Source organism: Couchioplanes caeruleus (genome assembly GCF_023499255.1).
Lineage (GTDB): Bacteria > Actinomycetota > Actinomycetes > Mycobacteriales > Micromonosporaceae > Actinoplanes > Actinoplanes caeruleus_A.
Genome location: NZ_CP092183.1, coordinates 5587375 through 5608916, shown reverse-complemented (window position 1 = coordinate 5608916; position 21542 = coordinate 5587375). Strand labels below are relative to the sequence as shown.

Here is a 21542-nt window from a genome sequence, read left to right as displayed (position 1 = left end):
GCCGGATGCCGGGCGTGGCTCAGGCCGCGCCCGGCACGCCCGCCGCCCGCAGCCACAGATCGCGGTTTCCGGCGATCAGCACGCGCCCGTCCCGCAGCGTCGTCACGGCCTGCGGCGGCGCGTCACCGCAGCCCAGCTCGCCGCGCTTCCACGCCCGGACGCCGTCGCCGATCCAGACCACGCCGCAGTAGTCGGCGCGCCTGCCCGCCACGACCGGCCGGGAGTCGTCGATCATCCCGGCCACGATCAGGTTCCCGGAGCGGTCGACCGTGACGTCCTGCGCCCGGCCCGCGCCCAGCCCGTCGGTGGCGCCGGGCCGCCAGGTGCGCCCGTCGGTGCTCGTCAGGACGTACGTGTCGTCCTGGCCGCCCTGCTCGGAGCGCTCGACGCCGCCGAGCGCGACCCACCGCCCGCCGGTGCGCACCAGACGGGTCAGCATCAGCTGCGGTGGCAGGCCCGTCACGGCGGAGACCGACCAGGTGCGGCCGCCGTCGGTGGAGCGCCAGGCCCCGGCCCGGCCGGGCCCCGACCCCAGCGCCACCACGGTGTCGCCGTCGGCGGCGAGCACGCTGATCACCTGCCGGACGGACCCTTCCGGCCCGGCCGCACCCGGATCGGACGGCAACGGTACGGGGTGCAGCGACGCCCCGTGGTCGTCGGAGCGCAGCACCACCGGCGCGTGCCCGTCCTTCGTGCTCAGCCCGGCGTCGACGACGATGCGCCCGCTGCTGGTCACGGCCATGCCGCGGACGAGGCTGCGCGAGCCCTGTCCCTCGAGCCCGGCGGTGGACAGGTCCGCCCGGGCGAGCTCCTGCCTCGCCTCGCCGCGGTAGCGGGCCAGCCCGGCGTCGTCCGCGGCGAGGACTGCCCCGTCGCGTTCCACCACGGCCGCCTGCGCGCTGATGCCGCCGCCGCGCCAGCCGTTGACCGCGTCCGGCGACCCGTCACCGCCGTTGGTCGTGCCGTCCGGCGCCGGGTCGAGGCGCAGCCGGTCGCAGGCGGGATCGCCGGTCCAGTTGGCGGTGACGGCCCGGTATCCGTTCTGGTAGTCGCCGATCGCGCGGACGCACTCCCCGAGCGGCAGCAGCAGGCGCATCCCGTGCCCGGGCGGTACGAAGTCCGAAGCGGACGGCCACTGCACCGCACCGGCGTGACGGACGAACCCGAGGTCCGAGGCGGGAACCGAGCCGAGGCCCGTACGCCCGGCCGGTGGACCGCCGCCGCAGGCGACCAGCAGGCCCACGCTGGTGAGGGCGGTGAGGACGGAGGCAGGACGGCGCATCGCGTGATCCTCGCATCGGACGGGACAGTGCGACGGCCCGCTTCCCCGTAGCGTCCTCGCCTCGTGATGAGACGTATACATCTGTCCACGGTCGCCGCCGGAGTCGGCCCGGTGCTGCTGACCGGCGCCTGTGGCACCGACAGCGGCGACGCGGCGGCGCCCGCAGCCTCCACCACGGCGTCCGCCGCCGGCAACACCGCCGAGATCTGCACCTCCGGTGGTCGCGCCGCCCGGGACGTCGTGGTCGGCCTGTTCTCCCGGCTCGGCGCCGCCGCGAAGGACGGCGGGTCCAGCGAGGCCGAACTCACCCAGGCCGCCCTCGGAAAGCTCGACCGGTACTGCCCCGGCGGTGAGCCCGGCGCCACCTCGTCCGCGACGCCCGGTGCGGTGGCGGGCGGCGCGGTCGGTGCGAAGGACAGCGACCCGCGCGCGGCGCTGCAACCCCTCGTCGCCGCGAAGAAGACCCGCAAGATCGTGTACACGTCCTTCACCGCCGGTGGGCAGGACGCCGTGGAGGTGTCCTTCGAGCAGTACCAGGAGCTGCTCGAGGAACACGTCAAGCGCCGGTCCCGTCGGCGGGGGTCGAAGGTCCCGGCGGGGAGGGGACCCGCGGCACTGATCACCGTCTCTGCGGCGGGATGGAATAGGTGTGCCACGACGAACCAGGAAGGACGTGGACGCCATGACCGCCGTCCCGCACGCCGAAGCCCCCAGCACCATCAGCACCGAGATCAACGGCACCAGGGTGTCGATCGGCGCGACCGGTGCCACCGTCACCGAGACCACCCGCCGCAAGGCCGCCCGCTACACCCTCGCCGCCCTGCGCCTCGCCCTCGGCTGGGTGTTCCTCTGGGCCTTCATCGACAAGGTGTTCGGCCTCGGCATGGCCACCCCGGACAAGGGCGCCTGGATCAACGGCGGCAGCCCCACCAAGGGCTTCCTCGGCAACGCCGTCGCCGGCCCGCTCGAGGGCTTCTACCACAGCATCGCCGGCGCAGCCTGGGCCGACTGGATGTTCATGCTCGGCCTCGCCGCGATCGGCACCGCGCTCATCCTCGGCATCGGCCTGCGGGCCGCCGCGGTGGCGGGCAGCCTGCTGCTGGTCATGATGTGGTCGGCCGTGCTCCCCCCGGAGAACAACCCCTTCATGGACGACCACCTGATCTACGCCGGCGTGCTGGTGCTGATCGCCCTCACCTCGGCCGGTGACACGCTCGGCCTGGGCCGGCTGTGGAGCCGCCTGACGATCGTCAAGCGCCTCCCCTGGCTGAAGTGACCGGACCGGACAGCAACGAAGGGCCGCACCCGGCGGGGGTGCGGCCCTTCGTCATTCGTCGCTGCGGCTGCGGTCGCCGACGTAGTCCAGCAGCTCCCGGTCCGCGGAGGCGAGCCGGTCCATCTCCTCGCCCGCGTCGCAGCTCAGCAGCGCGATGACGATCCCGTCGGCGCCACGGGCGAGCACCTCCCAGGTGGCGCCGGAATTCTCCCAGCGGCGCAGCCGCTCCACCGTGTCCTCACCGGCCATCGTCAGCCCCCGGACGCGACGATGAGCGCCTGCGGGGCGGCGGCCTTCATCCGGGTGTTGAGCCACGACAGCTGGCGCGACGTCTCGCCGTTGGCGTGCTCGGCGAGCTCCAGCAGGTCATGGTCGCGCAGGCCCTGGGCCGCCTGCGCGACCACGGTCCACGTGGTCTGCACCAGCGTGCCGAGCACGTGCAGGTCCTGCAGGTCGCGCAGCAGGCCGACCGGCCCGGAGCGCACCTCGGCGAGCCCGGCCGCGTGCAGGCGCTCCGGCTCGTCGGTGTCGGCGTCGTCGCGCTCGCCGTAGCGTTGCACGATCGGCGCCAGCCGCCGGACGTGCTCGTCGCTCATCCCGGCCAGCGTGCGGCAGGTGAACAGCACGTCGGGGTGCTTCTTGTGGCCCTCGCCGACGACCCGGAACGAGTCCGCGAGGGTCTGCTCGGCGCGGTGCGCCAGCGCGAGGTAGATCGCGAGCTGCATCAGGACGCTCCCGGGTCGTTCGGGTACGCCGGCGTGGGCACCGACCGGCTCGTCGTGGCGGCGCCCCCGGCGGTCGGCGGCACCCCGGCGCCCGCCGGCGCGGACCCGGCCGTGGTGGGAGCGGGGGCGGGCCCGTCGCCGTCGCGCAGCTTCGTCACCCGGCACGCCGCGGTCTTGAAGTACGGCTGCTTCGACACCGGATCCCAGACGGTCATGGTGAGCTCGTTGGCCTGCCCCGGCGGATCGTCACCGGCCGAGCCGTAGTGGAACGGCGCGAACACCGCACCCGGCATGACCTGCCCGACGCGGGCCTTCACCTCGATGGACCCGCGAGGCGACTCGACCCGGACCAGGTCGCCCTCGGCGATGCCCAGCCCGGCGGCGTCGGCGGGGGACAACTCCACCCAGGACTGCGGCGCGGCGTCGTTCAGCGACCGGGACCGGCTCGTCTTCGTACGGGTGTGGAACTGGTAGACCGTACGGCCGGTGGTGTAGAGCAGCGGGTACTCGTCGCTGGTCTCCTCGTGCGGCGGCGTCCACGCCGCGCCCTTGAGGAACGCCCGCCCGTCGGGCCGCAACGCCCGGTGCTCCTGCTCGGTCACGGACGCGCCGGTCAGCAGGTCGTGGCCGTACGTCTCGCAGTAGTCGGTGGCCGTCGGGAACACCGCGTCGGCGTAGAGCCGGTCGGTGCCCTCCGGGGCGTCCTCGTTCACCGGCCACGGGATGCCCGTCGGGCCGCGCAGTTTCGCGTACGACAGTCCGGTGTAGTCGACCGGGCGGGCGCGGCTCGCCTCGCGCCACGCCTCGAACGCCTCCTCGGCGGTGCGCCAGCGGATCAGCGGCTCGCCCGCGGCGTCCCGGAAGTCCATGGCTGTCGCGTACGCCAGGAAGATGTCGAGGTCGCTGCGGGCCTCGCCGGGCGGCTGCACGGCCTGCTCGGACAGGTGCACCGTACGGTTGACGTTGGTGAAGGTCCCGGTCTTCTCGCCCCAGCCGGCGGCGGGCAGCACGACGTCGGCCAGCCGGGCGGTCTCGGTCAGGAACAGGTCCTGCACGACCACGAAACACTGGTCGCCGCCGAGGATCCGGCGGATGCGGGCCGACTCCGGCATGGACACCGCGGGGTTCGTCGCCGAGATCCAGAGGAACCCGATCGAGCCCTCCTCGGCATAGCTCATGATCTGCATGGCGTGCGTCGGCGGGGCCCAGTGCGGGATCGTCAGCGGGTCGACGTTCCACAGCCCGGCGAGCTCGCGGATGTGGGACTCGTTGTCCCAGTTGCGGAAGCCGGGCAGGTCGCCGTCCGCGCCGGTCTCCCGGTTGTTCTGCGCGGTGGGCTGCCCGTTCATCTGCAGGATGCCGGAGCCCGGGCGCCCGATCAGCCCGCGCAGCAGGTGCAGGTTGTGCACGGCGACGGCCGACGCGGTGGCCTGGTGCGACTGGTAGAAGCCCTGCAGGACGGTGGAGAGCACCTCGCTGCTGGTGCCGAAGATGCGGGCCGCCCGCCGCACGTCGCCGGCGTCCACACCGCAGATCCGCGCCACCTCCTCCGGGGTGTACGGCTCGACCACGGCGCGCAGGTCGTCCACGCCGAGCGTGTGCTCAGCGACCCATTCCTCGTCGACCCAGCCGTTGACGAACAGCTCGCGGGTCAGCCCGTTCATCAGGGCCAGGTTGGTGCCGACCCGCGGGGCCAGGTGCACGCCGCCGGTGCGTTCGGCCTCGGCGGCGACCGGCGTACGGCGGGGGTCCACGCACACGATCACCGGCGGGTCGGCGGCGCGGGTCCGGTCGAGGATCCGCGACCACAGCACCGTCTGCGTCTCGGCCATGTTGTGGCCGTACAGGAAGATCGCGTCGCAGTGCTCGATGTCGGTGTACGACCCGGGCTGCCCGTCCGCCCCGAACGACTCCTTGAACGACGCGGCGGCCGTCGCCGTGCACAGCCGCGTGTTGCCGTCCATGTGCGGCGTGCCGATGCCGGCCTTGCCGATGACCGCCAGCGTGTAGTACTCCTCCAGGAACAGCTGTCCGCTGGTGTAGAAGCCGTGCGACAGCGGGCCCTTCTCGTCCAGCAACCGCCGGGAGACCTCGGTGACGCGGGCCATGGCCGTGTCCCAGTCGGTCTCGACGAGCTGGCCGTGCTCGCGGACGAGCGGGCGGGTGAGCCGGTCGGGGGAATGCGCCCAGGCGGTGCTGCCGTACAGGCCCTTGGGGCCGAGCCGGCCGTGGTTCACCACGTCGGTGGCCCGGCCGCGGATGCCCACCATGCGCCCGTCCTTGACCGCGATGTCGCAGCCGCAGCCGTTGCTGCAGAGCAGGCAGGCGCTGAGCACCCACCGATCGACGTCACTTTCGGTGATCCCGTCGGCGAGGTACTGGTCGACGCGCGCCGGCCAGACCGTGCCGCGGGGGTGTGGGGTCCGTGGTCCCCAGATGTCGGCGATGCGATCCATCGTGCCTCCGGTTGGTCCGGGGAGATCCTAAGCCGGTCGCGGCGGCCGCGCCGGTCGAGAAGAACCCCGATACCCCGTCGGTGGCCGATCGAAAAGTCCGGCCCGGTGGGATTGTCCCTGGTCAAACGCGGGTAGACGAGATCGCGACAGAGAGCCGATCATGCTCAGGAGGCTGGATATGACCGATCCACGCGCAGGCATGTACGCGTCCGGTGGCGCCCACGCGCAGGAGACCTCCGCGGCCAGACAGGTGGCGGGGCAGAGCGCCGGGGCGGCGGGACAGGCGGCGAGCGAGGTCGCCGGTACCGCGAAGGACCAGGCACAGCGCGTCGCGGCCGAGGCCGCCTCGCAGGCCCGCTCGGTGGCCGCCGAGGTGCGCGACCGGGTCGGCGAGCAGGCCCGTACGCAGCACGACAAGCTGGTGACCACGATCCGCGAGACCGCCGACCACCTCGACGAGATGCGCGGCGAGCGGCAGGATTCGCCGGCCGCGACCGTGGTGTCGCGGGTGGCCGACAGCGGCCGGCAGCTCGCCGACTACCTCGAGAGCAACGGGCCGGAGGGTGTGCTGCGCGAGGTCACCGACTTCGCCCGGCGGCGTCCCGGTGCGTTCCTCGCGAGCGCGCTGGCGGCCGGCTTCGTGGTCGGGCGGCTCGGCAAGGGCGTGATGAAGGCCGACGACACCGCGGGCAAGCCCGCCGGCGACACCTTCGTCTCGCGCGCCGAGGACACCACGGCCTACGGGACCCCCGCCACCACCGGGACCTACGGGACCACCGAGGCGTACGGGACCACCGGCTACACCCCGGCGGACGCGTACGACATCGGCGCCACCACGGCCAACACGGCGGTGTACGGCTCCACGTACGCCTCCACCGGCACCGGCACGCCGGTCGTCGCCGACGAGGGCTACTCGACCGACCTGCCGGGAGGCACCCGATGACGACCACCGCGAACCGCCCCGGCCACCACGAGGACGTGGCGGAGACGTCGATCGGGGAGCTGATCGGCAACATCAGCAACGACCTGTCGCAGCTGTTCCGCCAGGAGGTGGAGCTCGCGAAGGCCGAGCTGAAGCAGGAGGCCACCAAGGCGGGCAAGGCCGCCGGCATGCTCAGCGGCGCCGCGTTCGCCGGCTACATGGTCATCGTGCTGCTCAGCTTCGCCCTCGTGGCCGCGCTGAGCAACGTGATGGACCCGGGCTGGGCCGCGCTCATCGTCGCCGCCCTGTGGGGCGCCGCCGGCGCGGTGCTGTTCCTCAACGGCCGCAAGAAGCTCAAGACCGTCGACCCCATGCCCCGCCGCACCGTCGACACGATCAAGGAGGACGCGCAATGGCTGAAGAACCCGACCGGCTGAGGCAGCAGATCGAGCAGACGCGCGCCTCGCTGACGCGCGACGTGGACATGCTGGCCGAGAAGACCAGCCCCAAGCAGGTCGCGCAGCGGCGGTGGACCGCGGTGAAGGAGAAGGTCATGGGTACGACCGAACAGGCCCGGCACAGCACCTCGAGCGCCGCGCACTCCGCGGCCGGGACCGTGCAGGACACGGCGTCCCAGCTGGGTGACAAGGCGTCGGAGCTGGGCAGCCAGGTCTCCGACAAGGCGCACGGCGTGGCCGAGTCGGTGCGCAGCGCCCCGCAGGCGGTGACCCAGCAGACACAGGGCAACCCGCTCGCCGCCGGCATCATCGCGTTCGGCGTGGGCATGCTGGCCGCGACGCTGATCCCGGCCAGCGACGCCGAGAAGCGCGCCGGTGCGCAGCTCAAGGAGCACAGCGGCGACCTGACCGACAGGGTCAAGGAGGTCGCCACCGAGATGAAGGACGACATGTCCGGCACGGTGCAGCAGGCCGTCGGCCAGCTGAAGGAGACCGCGCAGGACGCCGCGCAGACGACCAAGCAGCAGGCTCAGTCCTCGGCGCAGGACGCCCAGGAGCAGAGCAAGCGCGCGTTCAGCGACGCCCGTTCCTGACGCTCCGGCACGGCAGAACAGTGCGGGCCCGCGGATTCCTCCGCGGGCCCGCAGCCGTGTCCGGGCGGTTACGCGGGTGCGCCGGCCAGCAGGCAGACCGCCAGCAGGCGTACGGACGGCCACGGCGCCCGCGCCCAGCCGTCGGCGGGGGTGTGCTGCGGCGACCAGCCCCGGCGGGTGGCGACGTCGGCGACCCCGTCGGCGTACGCGGCCAGCGTCACCGGGTGCAGGCCGCCGCCGCGCGCGTCGGTGAGCTGCCGGCGCACCTCGGCGATGTGCTGATCGACCTCGGCAGCCAGCCCGGGCAGCGCCCGCATCGCCGCGGCGCCGTGCCCGCCCAGCCGCGCCCACCACTGCGCGAGGGCCAGGTGGGCCGCCGACGCGACCCGCTCGCGGCCGTGAGTCTCGAGATCCATGGCGACAACGTACGAACGCCGTCCCGTGGCGGGCAATGCCCCCGGGGCACGTGCACCCCAAGTGTGACCGTTCAGCCACCGGGGCACCCGGCGATTCATCCGCCTCGGGCGGTGGAATGCCCGTTGATCCGGTTTCAGGTGACCGCCGGGCGGCAAAGTGATCATCACACCGCCCGGGTGTGTGCGGCAGCCGATCCCCGCGCCCGGTCGAGTCGGCGACCGGCCCCTCCGTACGGAGGGGCCGTCGTCTCGTTTGCGGCCCGGCGGGCGCGGGCACACCCGGGCGACAGCCGTCGCCAGGGAGGTGGCCATGCCGGCACGCGACGAGATGCCGAGCACGCTCAAGCGCTCACCGCGCAAGGCCCAGGACACCTGGGCCGCGACCCACGACTCCGCGGTCGAACAGTACGGCGAGGGCGAACGCGCCCACCGCACCGCGTTCTCGGCGGTCAAGCACTCCTTCGAGAAGGTCGGCGACCACTGGGAACCGAAGGCGGAGAAGGGACCCAGCGACGAGCGGGCCGCCGGCGGGCGCGACACCGACGCGCCGACCGCGGGCGGGGTGGACGCCCACGCGAGCAAGCAGCACCTGCTCGACGTGGCGCGGCGGCTGGACGTACGCGGCCGGTCCCGGATGACCAAGCCGGAGCTCGTCGACGCGATCCAGAAGGCCAACGAGCGCGAGACCCGCCGGGCGCGTACCGGGCGGTGAGGCTCAGACCGAGGCGTGCCGCTGGTGCGCGGCGGGCACCGCGGCGGCGGCCGGCAGGGTGAACGTGATGCACGTGCCCCGGCCGCCGGGGTTCGGCCCCGCGGCGATCGTGCCGCCGTGGCGTTCCACGATCCGCCGGCAGATGCCCAGCCCCAGGCCGGTACCCGCGTAACCGGCGGACGGATGCGCGCGGTGGAAGTTGTCGAAGACCCGCCCGTGCTGCCCGGCCGGGATGCCGATGCCGTTGTCGCGGACCTCCACCCGTACCCAGCCGTCGTGCTCCGCGGTCGCGCAGACGCGGACCTCTGGCGTCGTACCGGGGGCGGTGTACTTGACCGCGTTGCTGATGAGGTTGTCGAGCACCTGGCGGACCAGCACCGGGTCGGCGTGCACCGGCGGCAGGTCGTCGGCGTGGAACCGCGGCACCGGACCGCCGCCGCTCTCCGCCTGGTCGACGCGGGCCGTGGTCAGCTCGGCCACCAGCGTGTTCAGCGGGACGTCCACCGGCGCCAGCGCGGCGTCCCGGGCGGTCGTGTACGCGAGCAGGTCGTTGATGAGGTTCCGCATCCGTACCCCGGCTCGCCGGATGCGGCGCAGCCCGTCGCGGGCATCGTCGACCGCCGGGTGCTCGGGCGCCTCGTCGAGGGCCGTCATGCCGGCGTCGGACCACCCCTCCACGGTGGCCAGCGGGTTGAGCAGGTCGTGGGCCACCACGCCGGCGAAGGACGCCAGCTCGTCGCGGTGCCGCCGCTCGGCCGTGACGTCGCTGAAGATGCTCACCGCGCAGGGTTCACCGTTGATCGGGTGGGGGAGCGGGGTGGCCGCCACGTGCAGGACACGTCCGTCCGGTACGGAGGGGTTGCGCACCACGATGTCCATGCTGTGCGGCTCCCCGGTGCGCAGGGTCCGCCGGAACGGCAGCTCCTCGGCGGGGATCATGTGCCCGTCGGCGTGGAACAACCCGTAGTACCCGGTGTCGGCCATGTGGCCGGTGGTGCTGACGAGGCCGCCGAGCAGCCGCCCGCTCGCCGGGTTGCGCAGGATGAGCCGGCCCTGGCCGTCCATCACCGCCAGCCCCTCGGCCATGCCGTCGACGATCGTGGCGAGCACGGTGGCCTGCTCGGCGGCCGCCTGCTCGGAGCCCCGCAGGTCGGCGAGGAGCCGGTCCCGCTCGTCGCGGCCGAGCGCCAGCGCGAGCCCCACCACGGCCACCATCCCGACGAACGCCTGGGCGATCAGCGCCCGCATCGCGTTGTCGTGGACCTGGGCGAAGGGCCCCACGCCGTGCAACGTGAACAGCACGGCGGCGGACCCGAACGTCAGGTCGTGCAGGATCACGAACCCGGTACGCAGCCGCAGCCCCGCCCACACCGTCATCGCGAGCAGCGGGAAGGCCAGCGGCAACCCGTGGGCGATGCCGAACGCGACGGTGTACGTCAGCGCCGAGACCACGACGACGGTGGCGTACTCCAGCGCTCGCCGCCGGGTCAGGCCCGACAGCTCCGCGCGCAGCACCGCGCGGATGCCGGCGTGTTCGGAGTGCCACCGGCGTACGGCGTAGCCCAGCCGCAGCCCGACCGCGCCGATGAGCAGGATGCTGACGGTGTTGCGGGTCAGCCACACCGCGGTGGACGCCGGTGAGTAGACGCCGTTGACCAGCCAGGCCGCCGTGGGGCCGATCATCGCTCCGGCGGCGGTGGCCACGAACGCCGCCGCGATCAGGCGCCACAGCTCCGGCAGGCGGCTCATCGGCAGGCTGCCGCCGCCGCCCCAGGCGTGCGGCAGCCACCGCCGGAACAGCAGGCCGAACAGCTCCGCCTGCACGAGGTTCGCCACCACGAAGCTCGCGGCGAGCGCGGGCGGCGCGCCGGTCGCCGTGTTCACCACCATCGTGACCACGGACAGGGCGAGCACGTCGAGGGCCCGCAAGCGCGACCGGTGCTGGGCCAGGAACCACACCGCCGAGACGCCCGCCGCCGGCCACACCAGGCTCAGGTTGGTGCCGTCCATGATCGTCTGCCGCCCCAGCCAGGTGGCGAGCAGGTACAGCGCGGCGAAGCCGGCCGTCCGCAGCAGGGAGGCGGAGAGCGTCATCGCGCGGTCTCCGACTGCCGCGACGCCCCGCCTCTCCGGGCGAGCAGGTCGTCCACGGCCGCGCACAGCACCCCGGCCGTGAACGGCTTGGCGACGTACGCGGCGTCGAGGCCGGTGATCCGGGCCAGCACGGTGCCGTGCCACAGCACGGTCAGGAACAGGGCGGCCAGGTCGGGGTGGTCGGCGCGCAGCCGCTCGAGCAGCTCGAAGCCGTCCACGCCCGGCATGTCCACGTCGAGCACGGCGGCGTCCGGCGGGCCGTGCAGGGCCACCTCGGCCAGCGCGGTGGCGCTGTCGTGCGCGCAGATCACCTCGTGCCCGGCCCGGACGAGGTACCGCGCGATGAGGGCGCAGATGTCCGGTTCGTTGTCGACCACCAGCAGACGCGCCACGCCGTCCCCCGTTCCCCTCACAGCTCCTATCGGCACCGGGCCGGGGGCACTGAGTGCGGACATCGTCATCTCGGCATTGGACGATACTTATTGAAAACGATTACCGTTTCGGCACCGACGGAACGGAGTACCGAGTTGACACCACCACGCACCCTCGTCGCTGTGGCGGCCGCCGCAGCCCTCGCCCTTCTCGGCGGTTGCGGCTCCGGCGACGAGGCCGCGGGCGCCGCGAGCGCGACGTCCGGAGCCCGGCTGGCCGTGGTCGCCACCACCCCCGAGGTCGCCGACTTCGTCCGCACCATCGGCGGCGCCGGCGTCGCGGTCACCCAGATCATCAAGCCGAACGTGGACCCGCACGACTACGAGCCCACGCCGGCCGACCTGCAGGCCATCGGCGCCGCGAAGGTCGTCGTCAAGAACGGCGTCGGCCTGGAGGGATGGCTCGACCGCACCATCGAGGCCGCCGGCTTCGGCGGCACGGTCGTCGACGCGAGCCGGGGCGTGACGCTGCGCGACGGGGAGGGCGGCCAACGCGACCCGCACATCTGGCACGACCCGCGCAACGCGAAGATCATGGTGGCGACCATCGAGAAGGGCCTGGCCGCCGCCGATCCTGCGCGTGCCGCCGCCTACGCCGAGAACCTCGCCGGCTACTCGGCCCAGCTCGACCGGCTCGACGCCGACGCCGAGGCGGCGTTCGCGACGATCCCCGCCGCCCAGCGCAAGCTGGTGACCGACCACGACGCGTTCGGCTACTACGTCGAGCGCTACCGGCTGCAGTTCGTCGGCTCGGTGATCCCGAGCCTGGACACCTCCGCCGAGCTGTCCGCGCAGCAGCTCGCCGGGCTGGTCGCGAGGATCAAGGCGACCGGCACCCGGGCGATCTTCACCGAGAGCTCGCTGTCGCCCAGGACCGCCGAGGCCATCGCGCGGCAGGCCGGCGTCGAGGTCGTCGGCGGCGAGGACGCCCTGTACGGCGACAGCCTCGGCGCGCCCGGCACCCCGGAGGGCACGTACCTGGGCGCCGAGCGGCACAACACCGAGGTCATCGTCGCGGCCCTCGGTGGCTGAGCCGTCCGGCGCGGTGCTGCGGTACGCCGGTGTCCAGGCCGGCTACCGGGGCGTACCCGTGCTCACCGACGTCGACCTGGAGCTGCACACCGGGCAGCGCCTCGCGCTCGTCGGGCCCAACGGCGCCGGCAAGTCCACGCTGATCAAGTCGGTGCTCGGGCTCGTACCGGTGCTCGGCGGGACGGCGACGGTGCTCGGCCGCACGCCCGCGCAGGCGCGCGGCGACACCGGCTACGTGCCGCAGACCGGCGAGCTGGACACCGGCTTCCCGGTGAGCGCCGCGCAGGTCGTCATGATGGGCCGCTACCGCCGCATCGGCTGGTGGCGGCCCGCCCGGGCGGCCGACCGGCGGGCCGTGCGCGAGGCGCTCGGCCGGGTGGGGCTGGCCGGCAAGGGACGCGTCCCGTTCGGGGTGCTCTCCGGCGGCCAGCGCCAGCGGGTGCTGCTGGCCCGGGCGATCGCCGCCGAACCGCGGCTGCTGCTGCTCGACGAACCCTTCAACGGCGTCGACGCGGTCAGCCAGGAGGCGATCCTGGCGGTGCTGCGGGAGCTGAGCGCCTCCGGGACCGCCCTGATGCTCAGCACCCACGACCTGGCCGTCGCCCGCGACCTCGCCGACCAGGTGTGCCTGCTCAACGGCCGGCAATGGGCGCTCGGCCCACCGGCGCAGACGCTGACCGCCGGTCCGCTGCGCCGGGCGTACGGCGCCCACGCGCTCGACCTGGCCGACGGCCGTACGGTGCTGGTGGAGCCGTGACCGAGCCGTTCGCGGTCCCGTTCATGGCGCGGGCGCTGGCCGAGCTGGCCCTGCTCGCGCTGATCTGCGGGCCGGTCAGCGTCTTCGTGTTCGTACGGCGGCTGTCGTTCGTCTCCGACGCGCTCACCCACACCGTCTTCCCCGGGGTCGTCATCGGCTTCCTGGCCGGCGGCGCCGAGGGGCTGGTCGCCGGAGCCCTCGTCGCGGCCGTGGTGACCGCCGTGGCGCTGACCCTGCTCACCCGCGCGGGCGCGCTCACCGACGACGCGTCGACGGCCGTGGTGCTCACCGCGATGTTCTCGGCCGGGGTGGTGCTGGTGTCGCGCCGGTCCTCGTACACCTCGGATCTGACGGCGCTGCTCTTCGGGCGCCTGTTGACGGTGACCTCGCAGCAGCTCGCCGAGACCGCCGCCCTGGCCGTGGTCATCCTCGCGATGCTGCTGGTAGCCGCCCGGCCGCTGCTGTTCCGGGCGTTCGACCCGGCCGGGGCGGCGGCGGCCGGCTTCCGGATCGGGCTGCTGGACCTGTGGCTCAACCTCGTCGTCGCCCTCGTGGTGGTCGCGGCCGTACGCGCGGTGGGCACGATCCTCGTCGTGGCCCTGCTCATCGTGCCGGCCGCGGCGGCGCGCACGGTGACCGTACGGCCGGCGCTCATGGCCCTGACCGGCACGGGGCTGATCGCGGCCGCGGGCTACGCCGGGCTGCTGGTGAGCTGGACCGCGTCCGTCGGGCACGGGATCGTGCTGACCTCCGCCTCCGCCGTCGTGCTGCTGCTCGTGCTGGCGTACCTGGCGTTGCTGCCCGTCGGCCTGCTGCGTCGCCGGCGGCAGCGGCCGGCGCGTACCGGAAGGGCCTCGCCGCATGAACTGGTGGGATGACGCGCTGCACCGCGCCGTCGCGGAGGTCGTCCTCGCCGGGGCGCTGGCCGCGCTGGTCGGCGTGCACGTGGTGCTGCGCCGGCTGTCCTTCTTCACGATGGCGCTGACCCACGCCACCTTTCCCGGTGTGGTGGCGGCCGGCATCGTCGGCGTCAACGTCTACGCCGGCGGGGTGGCCGCCGGGGCGGCCGTCGCCGTGGGCGTGGCCGCCCTCAGCCGCCGCCGCGGCCAGGACGCGGCGGCGGCCACCGGGGTCATGCTGTCGGGCGGGTTCGCGCTCGGCGCGGTGCTGGTCGCCACGCAGAACGGCTTCAGCCGGGACCTGTCGTCGTTGCTCGTCGGTTCGATCCTCACGGTCGGCCCCGGTGACCTCGCCACCACCGCCGCGGTGCTGGCCGTGATCGCCACGGTGCTGACGGCGTGTGCCCGGCCGCTGCTGTTCACCGGTTTCGACCCGGCCGGGGCGCGGGCCGCCGGCTTCGCGACGGGAGCCTGGGACCTGGTGCTGCTGCTGACGATCCAGGTGGCGGTGGTGACGATCGTCCCGGCCGTCGGCACGATCCTGGCGCTGGCGCTGATCGTCGCGCCGGCCGCCGCGGCCCGGCTGTGGTCCACCCGGCTGCCGGTGATCACCGCTCTCGCGGCGGCCGGGGGGATCACGGCGGGCCTGGCCGGCCTGTACGCGTCCAGCCGCTGGAACGTGGCCGCGGGCGCGAGCATCGCCCTGGCCGCCACCGGCCTGCTGCTGCTCTCGGCGCTGCTGCGGCGGCTATCCGTACGCCCGCGCCCGCGGAGGGCCGGGTCGTGACGAGCGCGCGGTGGCCAGGCGCCTGCCCGGGCCGGCGCCGGTCAGGCGCGGGGGCGGCGGCCCAGCCAGACCGTCCTGGTCGCGCGGATCGTGAGGTCGTCGCGGTCGGTCACCCCGGCCGCGAGCGCTTCCAGGGCCGCGAGGTCGGCCGGGTCGAGCCGGCCCTCGAGGCGGGGCGCCATCCGGCCCAGGGAGACCTGCGCGTAGCGGCCGGCCGCCGCGGGCTGCGGGGGCCGCAGGTCGATGTCGGCGCGCCGCTCCTCCTCGACGACGAAGCCGGCCTTCGCCAGCCGGTCGCCCCAGTCCTCGTGCATGTGCAGCCCGGCCTCGTCACGCAGCGCGGCGAGGGCGGCGTGGGCGCGTTCCTCCAGGCCCGCGTCGGGCGTACCGGTGAGGAACAGCGGGAACGAGTCGAGCTCGGTCGCCAGCAGCACGCCGCCGGGGCGCGCCGTGGCGAAGGCCTGCGCGAGCGCGTTGCCGGGATCGGCCATGTGGTGCAGCGACGCCGAGGCCCACACCAGGTCGGCGGGGCCGAGATCCGGCCACGGCTGATCCAGGTCGGCCCGGACCGTGCGCACCCGGTCGCCGAGGCCCAGCTCGCCGGCGCGGTGCCGCAGGTGCTCCAGCATCGCCTCGTCGACGTCGACCGCGACGACCTCGGCGCCGGGGAGGTGCCGGGCCAGCGCGAGGGTGCCGGTGCCGGAGCCCGCACCGAGGTCGATGATGCGCGGCCGGGCGGGAACCAGCGAACCGGCCCAGGTGATGACGTCGCGGTGGTACTCGTGCAGGACCTCGGCGTCGAGGTCCAGCATCTCCGCCATGTGGGAATGTGCCATGTGCCGACCGTACCCATTATTTGCGCGTAAGGCATAGCATCTTGCGTATGAAGCAAGACGGTGATCTGGACTCGCTCGTCCGGCAGCGCATCCGCGGGCTGCGGCTGGCCCGCGGCTGGTCGCTCGACGAGCTCGCCGCGCGCAGCTACCTGAGCCCGTCCACGCTCAGCAGGATCGAGACCGGCCACCGGCGGATCGCCCTCGACCAGCTCGCCCCGCTCGCCCGCGCGCTCGGCACCACGCTCGACCAGCTGGTCGAATCCGGTGACGACGGTGACGTGGTGATCCGGCCGCACCGCGACGACGCGCGCGGCATGACCACCTGGTTGCTGTCGCGCGAGGGCGCCCCGCACGGCGTCACGGTGGCCAAGCTGAGGATCACCCGGCCGGTCCCCGCGGACCTGCGCGTGCACCCGGGCCGCGACTGGTTCACCGTGCTGTCCGGCACGGTCGTGCTGCGCCTCGGCGAGCGCACCATCCGGGTCCGGGCCGGCGAGGCCGCGGAGTTCTCCACGATGGTGCCGCACGCGTTCGGCGCCGAGGACGGCCCCGCGGAAGTCCTGTGCATCCTCGACCACGACGGCGAACGCAGCCACCTGGGACCCGCCCGCGACGGGGTGGCCCGCGACGGCTCGCCGGGCGCACGATACGAGGCATGACAGCGGCGGACGGCCCCCTCAACGCGGGCGAACCGGCGGCGGCCGACGCGGCTGTGACGCTGTTCGCGGGCCCGGTGTTCTGCCTGTCGGACCGCTACGGCGACATCGATCCGGGCAGCCCGCACGGCCTGTTCGTCCGCGACGCGAGGGTGCTCTCACGCTGGCAGCTGCGCCTCGACGGCCGCCGCCCGGACGCCCTGACCGCGCGGGCGCCCGACGCGTACGCGGGCCGGTTCGTCCTCCGCGGGCCGGCCGGCGGCGGGCTGCTGCTGGTGCGCGACCGCCTGGTCGACGACGGGCTGCGCGAGGTCCTCACCGTACGCAACCTGGGCCGGACGGCCGTCGCGTGCGAGCTGGAGCTGACCGTCGCGGCCGACTTCGCCGACCTGTTCGCCGTGAAGGACGGCCGGGCCGGATCCGGCGGCGCCGACACCGCGGCCGGCGACGGGGCGCTGCGGCTCACCTCACGGGCCGACGCCGGGCGGGGCCTGCGCGTGACGGCCTCCGGTGACCCGCTCCTCGAGCCGGGCCGGCTGAGGTGGCGCATCGCCGTACCCGCGCGGGAGTCGTGGCACACCGAGATCCTGGCCGAGGCGATGGTGGGCGGCCGGTGGATCACCCCGGGCTTCGAGCGCGGCAAGCCGGCCGATGACAGCGGGGCCGCCCGCCGGTCGCGCGCGTGGCGCACGGCGGTCACCCGCATCGAGGCCGCGGACCCGGGGCTCGCCGCGGCTTTGAGGCGTACCGAAGACGACCTGGGTGCGTTGCAGGCGCCGGACCCGCGCACCGGGCGTCCGTTCGTGGCCGCCGGCGCGCCCTGGTACATGACCCTCTTCGGCCGCGACAGCCTGCTCACCGCCTGGATGACGCTGCCGCTCGACCTGTCGCTCGCCGTGGGCACGCTGCGGGCGCTCGCCGCGACACAGGGCCGCGTCACCGACCCGGCGACCGAGGAACAGCCCGGCCGGATCCTGCACGAGCTGCGCCTGGGTCCGGACAACGACCGCACGCTCGGCGGCAGCCGCTACTACGGCACCGCCGACGCCACGCCCCTGTTCGTCATGCTGCTCGCAGAGGTGTGGCGGTGGGGCGCACCCGAGGCGGTGGTCCGGCAGCTGCTGCCGGCCGCCGACGCGGCCCTGCAATGGATCGACGGGTACGGCGACCGCGACGGCGACGGCTTCGTCGAGTACGAGCGCTCCGCCGGCCACGGCCTGATCAACCAGGGCTGGAAGGACAGCGCCGACGCGGTCAGCTTCGCCGACGGCGACCCGGCGCGGGCCCCGATCGCCCTGTGCGAGGTCCAGGCGTACGTCCATGCGGCGCTGCTGGCCCGCGCCGAGCTCGCGGACGCGTTGGGCGACCCCGGCCGCGCCGCCGCCTGCCGCGAACGGGCGGACCTGCTGCGGGCGGCCTTCGCCGACGCCTTCTGGCTGCCCGGGCGCGGCTGGTACGCGCTGGCCCTGGACGGGGCCAAGCGGCCGGTGGACGCGCTCACCAGCAACGCCGCCCACGTGCTGTGGACCGGCGTCGCGACCGACGCCCACGCCGAGACGCTCGTCGCGCGGTTGTCACACCCCGACATGGACACCGGGTACGGGCTGCGCACGCTGTCGCGGGCCATGGGCGCGTACGACCCGATGAGCTACCACAACGGCTCGGTGTGGCCGCACGACACCGCGATCGCCGTGGCGGGACTGCTGCGCTACGCGCACGTACCCGGGGCGCTCGAGCTCGCCCACCGCCTGACCGCCGGCGTCCTCGATGCGGCGGACGCGTTCGGCGCCCGCCTCCCCGAGCTGTACTGCGGCTTCGGCCGCGACGAGTTCGCGCCGCCGGTGCCGTACCCGACATCCTGCTCGCCGCAGGCCTGGGCGGCGGCCGCGCCGCTGCTGCTGGTCCGGGCGGCGCTCGGCCTGGAACCGGATGTGCCGCGCAGCACCGTGGGACTGACACCGCGGCTGCCGGCGTCGTGGGGCGAGGTGACGGTGTCCGGGCTGCGGCTCGGGGCGGCGACGCTGCGGATCACGGCCGAGGGAGATGCGGGGGAGATCAGCGGCCTGCCGCCCGGGTGGCGGCGTGCAGGCTCCTGACGCGGGCCGGCGCGCGGGCCCCTGTGCCGGCGCGGCGGCCCCGTCCGTCCGCCGGCCCCTCGGCCCGCGGGGAAGGACCTACGCTGGCCGGGTGGCGAAGGTTCTGATCACCGGCATGTCCGGGACCGGCAAGTCGAGCGCCCTGCACGCGCTGGCCGGGCGCGGGCATCGCACGGTCGACACGGACACCGGCGAGTGGAGCCGGTGGACGACCCTGCCCGGCGGCTCCCGGGACTGGATCTGGCGCGAGGACGCGATGACCGCGCTGCTGAGCGGGCCCGGGGAAGGCCACCTGTTCGTGGCCGGCTGCAAGAGCAACCAGGGCGCGTTCCACCCGCAGTTCGACGCGGTCGTGCTGCTGAGCGCACCGGCCGGCGTCCTGCTGGCCCGGGTCGCGGCGCGCACCGGGAACCCGTACGGCAAGACCGCGGAGGAACGCGCCGCCATCCTGGAGCATCTGCAGGTGGTCGAGCCGCTGCTGCGGGCCACGGCCACGGCGGAGCTCGATGCGACCGCGCCGCTGGAGACCGTGACCCGGCAGTTGGAGGACCTAGCGGCCGCCGCGGTGGTGAGCAGGTGACGGAACGCGTGCGCCTCGCCGTTCTCGACGTCGGCTCCAACACGGTGAACCTGCTGGTCAGTGAGGCCGGCGGTGGCCTGCCGCTGCCGGTGCACACGTGGAAGCTGCGGACCCGGCTCGCCGAGCGCCTCGGCCCGGACGGCACCATCGCGCCGGGCGGGCGGCGGCGGCTGGTGCGGGCCGTCGCCGCGGCGGCCGGGGAGATGGAGCGTGCGGGTGTCGACGGGCTTTTCGCGTACGCGACAGCCAGCGTGCGGGATGCGCCCAACCGGGACCACGTCCTGGGCGAGGTGGAGAAGGGCAGCGGGATCCGGCTCGGCACGCTGTCCGGGCTGGAGGAGGCGCAGCTGACGTTTCTGGCGGCGCGGCGGTGGCTGGGCTGGAGCGCCGGGCCGATGCTGCTGCTGGACATCGGCGGCGGCACGCTGGAGGTGGCGTTCGGCCGGGACCGGCTGCCCGAGTCGGCGCTCTCGCTGCCGCTGGGCGCCGGCCGGCTGACCCGCGAGTTCCTGCGCGACGGCGACCCGCCGAGCGGGCAGTCCCTGCGCGAGCTGCGCCGGCACGTCCGCGAGCAGGTACGCCGCATCGCCGCCCGCGGATCCTGGGAGTCGCCGCACACCGCGGTCGCGGCGTCGAAGACGTTCCAGCAGCTGGCCCGCCTCACCGGGGCGGCCCCGCTGCGGCACGGCCCGTTCGTCACCCGGCGGTTGCGGCGCCGGGCGCTGCGGCCGGTGATCGAGCGGCTGGCCGGGCTGTCCTCCGCCGAGCGGCAGCGGCTGCCCGGGGTGTCGGCGCACCGGGCCCGGCAGATCCTCGCCGGGGCGGTCGTGGGCTACGAGGTGATGCGTGGGCTCAACGTGGAGGCGGTACGGATCTGCCCGTGGGGGCTGCGCGAGGGGATCCTGCTGCGCCGGCTGGAGGCGTACGAGCCGGAGCTCGGCAACGCCGCCTGGCTGCCGTGGCCCCCTCAGCGCCCGGCGAGATCGAGAACGTAGGACTCGTCCTCGCGGCGGAAACCGAGCCGGTCGTAGTACGGCGCCAGCATGCCGGGCGGCGTCACGACGGTCCGGCAGGCGCGGTCGGTGAACAGGTGACTGCGCCGGTACACGAACTCGCCCGGGGTGAAGTCCCGGTACCGCTGGGTCACGTAGTCCAGCTCGACCCGCGCGACGCCCGCATCCGGCCGGAACAGCACGACCCCGACGATCTCGTCGCCGTTGACGATCAGGTACGCGGCCCGCCCCTCGCCGGACTCGGGACGGAAGCCGGGATTGAACCGCACGATGTCGTCGTGGTGCAGCTCCAGCACGTGCCGCAGCATGTCGCCGTCGGGGCGTACCTCCACCACCCGGTACGCCCGCTCGTCGTGCCGGCTGGTCACCATCCGGGCCAGGTACCAGACGTTGATGATCGCGAGCACCACGTTGAGCCCCACCATGGGCCACACGCCCAGGGCCGCGTTGAAGCCGATGAGCACCAGGCAGCCGACCAGGTTGAGGGCGCGCAGCCGCAGGAGCCGGCTCTGCAGCAGCGACCACACCAGCAGCGCCGAACCTGTCCAGCCGATCGCGTCGAGCCACGTCATCCGGCCAGCCTAGGGGGCATGCCGGGCCGGGATGCCGGTAACCCGGGCCGACGCCGCGGCCCGAGGTCCCGCCGGGGCGCGCCGGTCACCCGCAGGAGAGGCTGATCTTCTCGGCCGTGAGCGCGTCGTCGCCGCCCTCGTGGTCGTCCCCGCGCTCGTGGTCATCGCCGTCCTCGCCGTCGTCCCCGTCGACGTCGAGCCGGTGCACTGTGCGGCCCGGGGTGAGGTCGCCGGCCGTGGCGGGAGCGGGGCAGGCGGCCGAGCGCCGGTACCAGCGGATCTCCGTGTCCTCGGTGACGGTTACCGTGACGGTCATGCCGTCCACCGACCCGACCGTGAGCGCGCCGGTCGCCGCGTCGTACGCGGTGACGGTGCCGGCGTTGTCCTCGCCGTCCGGGATGCCGTCGTCGTCCTGGTCGGGGTCGCGCGGGTCCTCGCCGGCGTCGAGCTCGTCACGGTCGTCGGCCCCGTCGTCGTCGCTGTCCTCGTCACCGTCGGAGACGCCGTCGTGGTCGCTGTCGGCCTCGCGGGGGTCGTCGCCGAGGTCGTACTCGTGCCGGTTGCTCAGCCCGTCGCCGTCGAGGTCGCCGCCCGCGTCGCCGCGGGTGGGCCGGAGCCGGTGGGCCACCTCCCAGCCGTCGGGCATGCCGTCGTGGTCGGTGTCGGCCGTCCGCGCGCTGGTGCCGGCCCGGTACTCGGCAAGGTTGCGCAGGCCGTCGCGGTCGCGGTCGGCCCTGGCGTCGTTGCGGCGGGCGTTGAGCCCGTTGGCCTTCTCCCACCGGTCCGGCATGCCGTCGTGGTCGCTGTCGCGTACGGCGGGTGCGGCCGGTTTGGGCTTGTGCGCCTTGGCGGCCATGGCCGTGCCGGACATCGACAGCGTGGTGAGGGTGGCGGCTGCAGCCGCGGCGCGATCCGCAGGTTCCGACGGTGGTTCACGCGGGGGGTCCTT

At 74.4% G+C, this 21542-nt stretch carries 23 protein-coding genes and 1 pseudogene; 14 read left to right on the top strand and 10 right to left on the bottom strand.

The window, feature by feature from the left end:
* Positions 1 to 19: 19 nt before the first annotated feature.
* A complete protein-coding gene (locus COUCH_RS26040) occupies positions 20 to 1282 on the bottom strand; it encodes a WD40/YVTN/BNR-like repeat-containing protein (protein ID WP_249607833.1) in 1263 nt (420 codons plus the stop codon).
* A 66-nt stretch (positions 1283 to 1348) separates the two neighbouring features.
* Here COUCH_RS26040 and COUCH_RS39235 point away from each other — a divergent pair.
* Together COUCH_RS39235 and COUCH_RS26035 are read left to right on the top strand one after the other, a co-directional pair.
* Positions 1349 to 1837, top strand: a pseudogene (locus COUCH_RS39235) (lipoprotein); the annotation flags it as partial.
* Positions 1838 to 1964: 127 nt separating this feature from the next.
* A complete protein-coding gene (locus tag COUCH_RS26035) occupies positions 1965 to 2558 on the top strand; it encodes a hypothetical protein (protein ID WP_430640999.1) in 594 nt (197 codons plus the stop codon).
* A 51-nt stretch (positions 2559 to 2609) separates the two neighbouring features.
* Here COUCH_RS26035 and COUCH_RS26030 read toward each other — a convergent pair whose 3' ends face one another.
* From COUCH_RS26030 to COUCH_RS26020, 3 genes are read right to left on the bottom strand one after another with little or no spacing between them, the layout of a single operon-like run.
* Positions 2610 to 2807 carry a hypothetical protein gene (locus COUCH_RS26030; RefSeq protein WP_249607831.1) on the bottom strand — a complete coding sequence of 66 codons (198 nt, stop codon included), beginning with the start codon at positions 2805 to 2807 and terminating at the stop codon, positions 2610 to 2612.
* A gap of 2 nt (positions 2808 to 2809) precedes the next feature.
* Positions 2810 to 3283, bottom strand: a complete 474-nt coding sequence (locus COUCH_RS26025) for a hypothetical protein (protein ID WP_249607830.1) — start codon at positions 3281 to 3283, stop codon at positions 2810 to 2812.
* Positions 3283 to 5739: a molybdopterin oxidoreductase family protein gene (locus COUCH_RS26020; RefSeq protein ID WP_249607829.1), complete on the bottom strand. Its 2457-nt coding sequence runs from the start codon at positions 5737 to 5739 to the stop codon at positions 3283 to 3285. Before COUCH_RS26020 ends, COUCH_RS26025 begins: the two co-directional genes overlap by 1 nt.
* 178 nt (positions 5740 to 5917) lie before the next feature.
* On the opposite strand from COUCH_RS26020, the gene COUCH_RS26015 reads away from it, so the two are divergent.
* The 3 genes from COUCH_RS26015 to COUCH_RS26005 are packed head-to-tail and all read left to right on the top strand — an operon-like array spanning position 5918 to position 7712.
* Positions 5918 to 6682 (top strand): hypothetical protein, encoded by a 765-nt coding sequence (locus COUCH_RS26015; protein WP_249607828.1) that lies wholly within the window; start codon positions 5918 to 5920, stop codon positions 6680 to 6682.
* Complete coding sequence (locus tag COUCH_RS26010; protein ID WP_249607827.1) at positions 6679 to 7098, top strand: phage holin family protein; 420 nt, start codon at positions 6679 to 6681, stop codon at positions 7096 to 7098. The genes COUCH_RS26015 and COUCH_RS26010 overlap by 4 nt, the downstream gene beginning before the upstream one ends.
* A complete protein-coding gene (locus COUCH_RS26005; RefSeq protein WP_249607826.1) occupies positions 7074 to 7712 on the top strand; it encodes a DUF3618 domain-containing protein in 639 nt (212 codons plus the stop codon). The genes COUCH_RS26010 and COUCH_RS26005 overlap by 25 nt, the downstream gene beginning before the upstream one ends.
* 68 nt (positions 7713 to 7780) lie before the next feature.
* On the opposite strand, the gene COUCH_RS26000 is transcribed toward COUCH_RS26005, so the two are convergent.
* The gene (locus COUCH_RS26000; RefSeq protein ID WP_249607825.1) at positions 7781 to 8128 is read right to left on the bottom strand and encodes a DUF6401 family natural product biosynthesis protein; all 348 of its coding nucleotides are present in this window, start codon (positions 8126 to 8128) and stop codon (positions 7781 to 7783) included.
* Positions 8129 to 8438: 310 nt separating this feature from the next.
* On the opposite strand from COUCH_RS26000, the gene COUCH_RS25995 reads away from it, so the two are divergent.
* Positions 8439 to 8840, top strand: a complete 402-nt coding sequence (locus COUCH_RS25995; protein ID WP_249607824.1) for a ChaB family protein — start codon at positions 8439 to 8441, stop codon at positions 8838 to 8840.
* Positions 8841 to 8843: 3 nt separating this feature from the next.
* On the opposite strand, the gene COUCH_RS25990 is transcribed toward COUCH_RS25995, so the two are convergent.
* Positions 8844 to 10934, bottom strand: coding sequence for an ATP-binding protein (locus COUCH_RS25990; RefSeq protein ID WP_249607823.1), 2091 nt, complete (start codon positions 10932 to 10934; stop codon positions 8844 to 8846).
* Positions 10931 to 11326, bottom strand: a complete 396-nt coding sequence (locus COUCH_RS25985) for a response regulator transcription factor (protein ID WP_249607822.1) — start codon at positions 11324 to 11326, stop codon at positions 10931 to 10933. Before COUCH_RS25985 ends, COUCH_RS25990 begins: the two co-directional genes overlap by 4 nt.
* Before the next feature lie 135 nt (positions 11327 to 11461).
* On the opposite strand from COUCH_RS25985, the gene COUCH_RS25980 reads away from it, so the two are divergent.
* Genes COUCH_RS25980 through COUCH_RS25965 form a run of 4 tightly spaced genes read left to right on the top strand, consistent with a single transcriptional unit; the run spans position 11462 to position 14840 of the window.
* On the top strand, positions 11462 to 12397 hold the full coding sequence (locus tag COUCH_RS25980) for a metal ABC transporter substrate-binding protein (protein ID WP_249607821.1): 936 nt from the start codon (positions 11462 to 11464) through the stop codon (positions 12395 to 12397).
* Positions 12390 to 13154: a metal ABC transporter ATP-binding protein gene (locus COUCH_RS25975; RefSeq protein ID WP_249607820.1), complete on the top strand. Its 765-nt coding sequence runs from the start codon at positions 12390 to 12392 to the stop codon at positions 13152 to 13154. The genes COUCH_RS25980 and COUCH_RS25975 overlap by 8 nt, the downstream gene beginning before the upstream one ends.
* Positions 13151 to 14032 (top strand): metal ABC transporter permease, encoded by an 882-nt coding sequence (locus COUCH_RS25970; protein WP_249607819.1) that lies wholly within the window; start codon positions 13151 to 13153, stop codon positions 14030 to 14032. The genes COUCH_RS25975 and COUCH_RS25970 overlap by 4 nt, the downstream gene beginning before the upstream one ends.
* The gene (locus tag COUCH_RS25965; protein WP_249607818.1) at positions 14016 to 14840 is read left to right on the top strand and encodes a metal ABC transporter permease; all 825 of its coding nucleotides are present in this window, start codon (positions 14016 to 14018) and stop codon (positions 14838 to 14840) included. The genes COUCH_RS25970 and COUCH_RS25965 overlap by 17 nt, the downstream gene beginning before the upstream one ends.
* 41 nt (positions 14841 to 14881) lie before the next feature.
* Here COUCH_RS25965 and COUCH_RS25960 read toward each other — a convergent pair whose 3' ends face one another.
* A complete protein-coding gene (locus COUCH_RS25960) occupies positions 14882 to 15676 on the bottom strand; it encodes a class I SAM-dependent methyltransferase (RefSeq protein WP_249607817.1) in 795 nt (264 codons plus the stop codon).
* A gap of 47 nt (positions 15677 to 15723) precedes the next feature.
* Between COUCH_RS25960 and COUCH_RS25955 the strand changes: the two genes are divergently transcribed.
* The 4 genes from COUCH_RS25955 (at position 15724) to COUCH_RS25940 (ending at position 20003) form a co-directional block, all read left to right on the top strand.
* A complete protein-coding gene (locus tag COUCH_RS25955; protein WP_249607816.1) occupies positions 15724 to 16335 on the top strand; it encodes a helix-turn-helix transcriptional regulator in 612 nt (203 codons plus the stop codon).
* Positions 16332 to 18428: an amylo-alpha-1,6-glucosidase gene (locus COUCH_RS25950; protein WP_249607815.1), complete on the top strand. Its 2097-nt coding sequence runs from the start codon at positions 16332 to 16334 to the stop codon at positions 18426 to 18428. Before COUCH_RS25955 ends, COUCH_RS25950 begins: the two co-directional genes overlap by 4 nt.
* 91 nt (positions 18429 to 18519) lie before the next feature.
* Positions 18520 to 19008: an AAA family ATPase gene (locus COUCH_RS25945; RefSeq protein WP_249607814.1), complete on the top strand. Its 489-nt coding sequence runs from the start codon at positions 18520 to 18522 to the stop codon at positions 19006 to 19008.
* An 8-nt stretch (positions 19009 to 19016) separates the two neighbouring features.
* Positions 19017 to 20003 (top strand): Ppx/GppA family phosphatase, encoded by a 987-nt coding sequence (locus tag COUCH_RS25940; protein ID WP_249613810.1) that lies wholly within the window; start codon positions 19017 to 19019, stop codon positions 20001 to 20003.
* Here the strand turns inward: COUCH_RS25940 and COUCH_RS25935 are convergent.
* Positions 19976 to 20593, bottom strand: coding sequence for a hypothetical protein (locus tag COUCH_RS25935; protein ID WP_249607813.1), 618 nt, complete (start codon positions 20591 to 20593; stop codon positions 19976 to 19978). The two genes, COUCH_RS25940 and COUCH_RS25935, sit on opposite strands and share 28 nt — an antisense overlap.
* A gap of 85 nt (positions 20594 to 20678) precedes the next feature.
* Positions 20679 to 21464, bottom strand: a complete 786-nt coding sequence (locus tag COUCH_RS25930; RefSeq protein WP_249607812.1) for a Midasin — start codon at positions 21462 to 21464, stop codon at positions 20679 to 20681.
* Between the last annotated feature and the right edge of the window lie 78 nt (positions 21465 to 21542).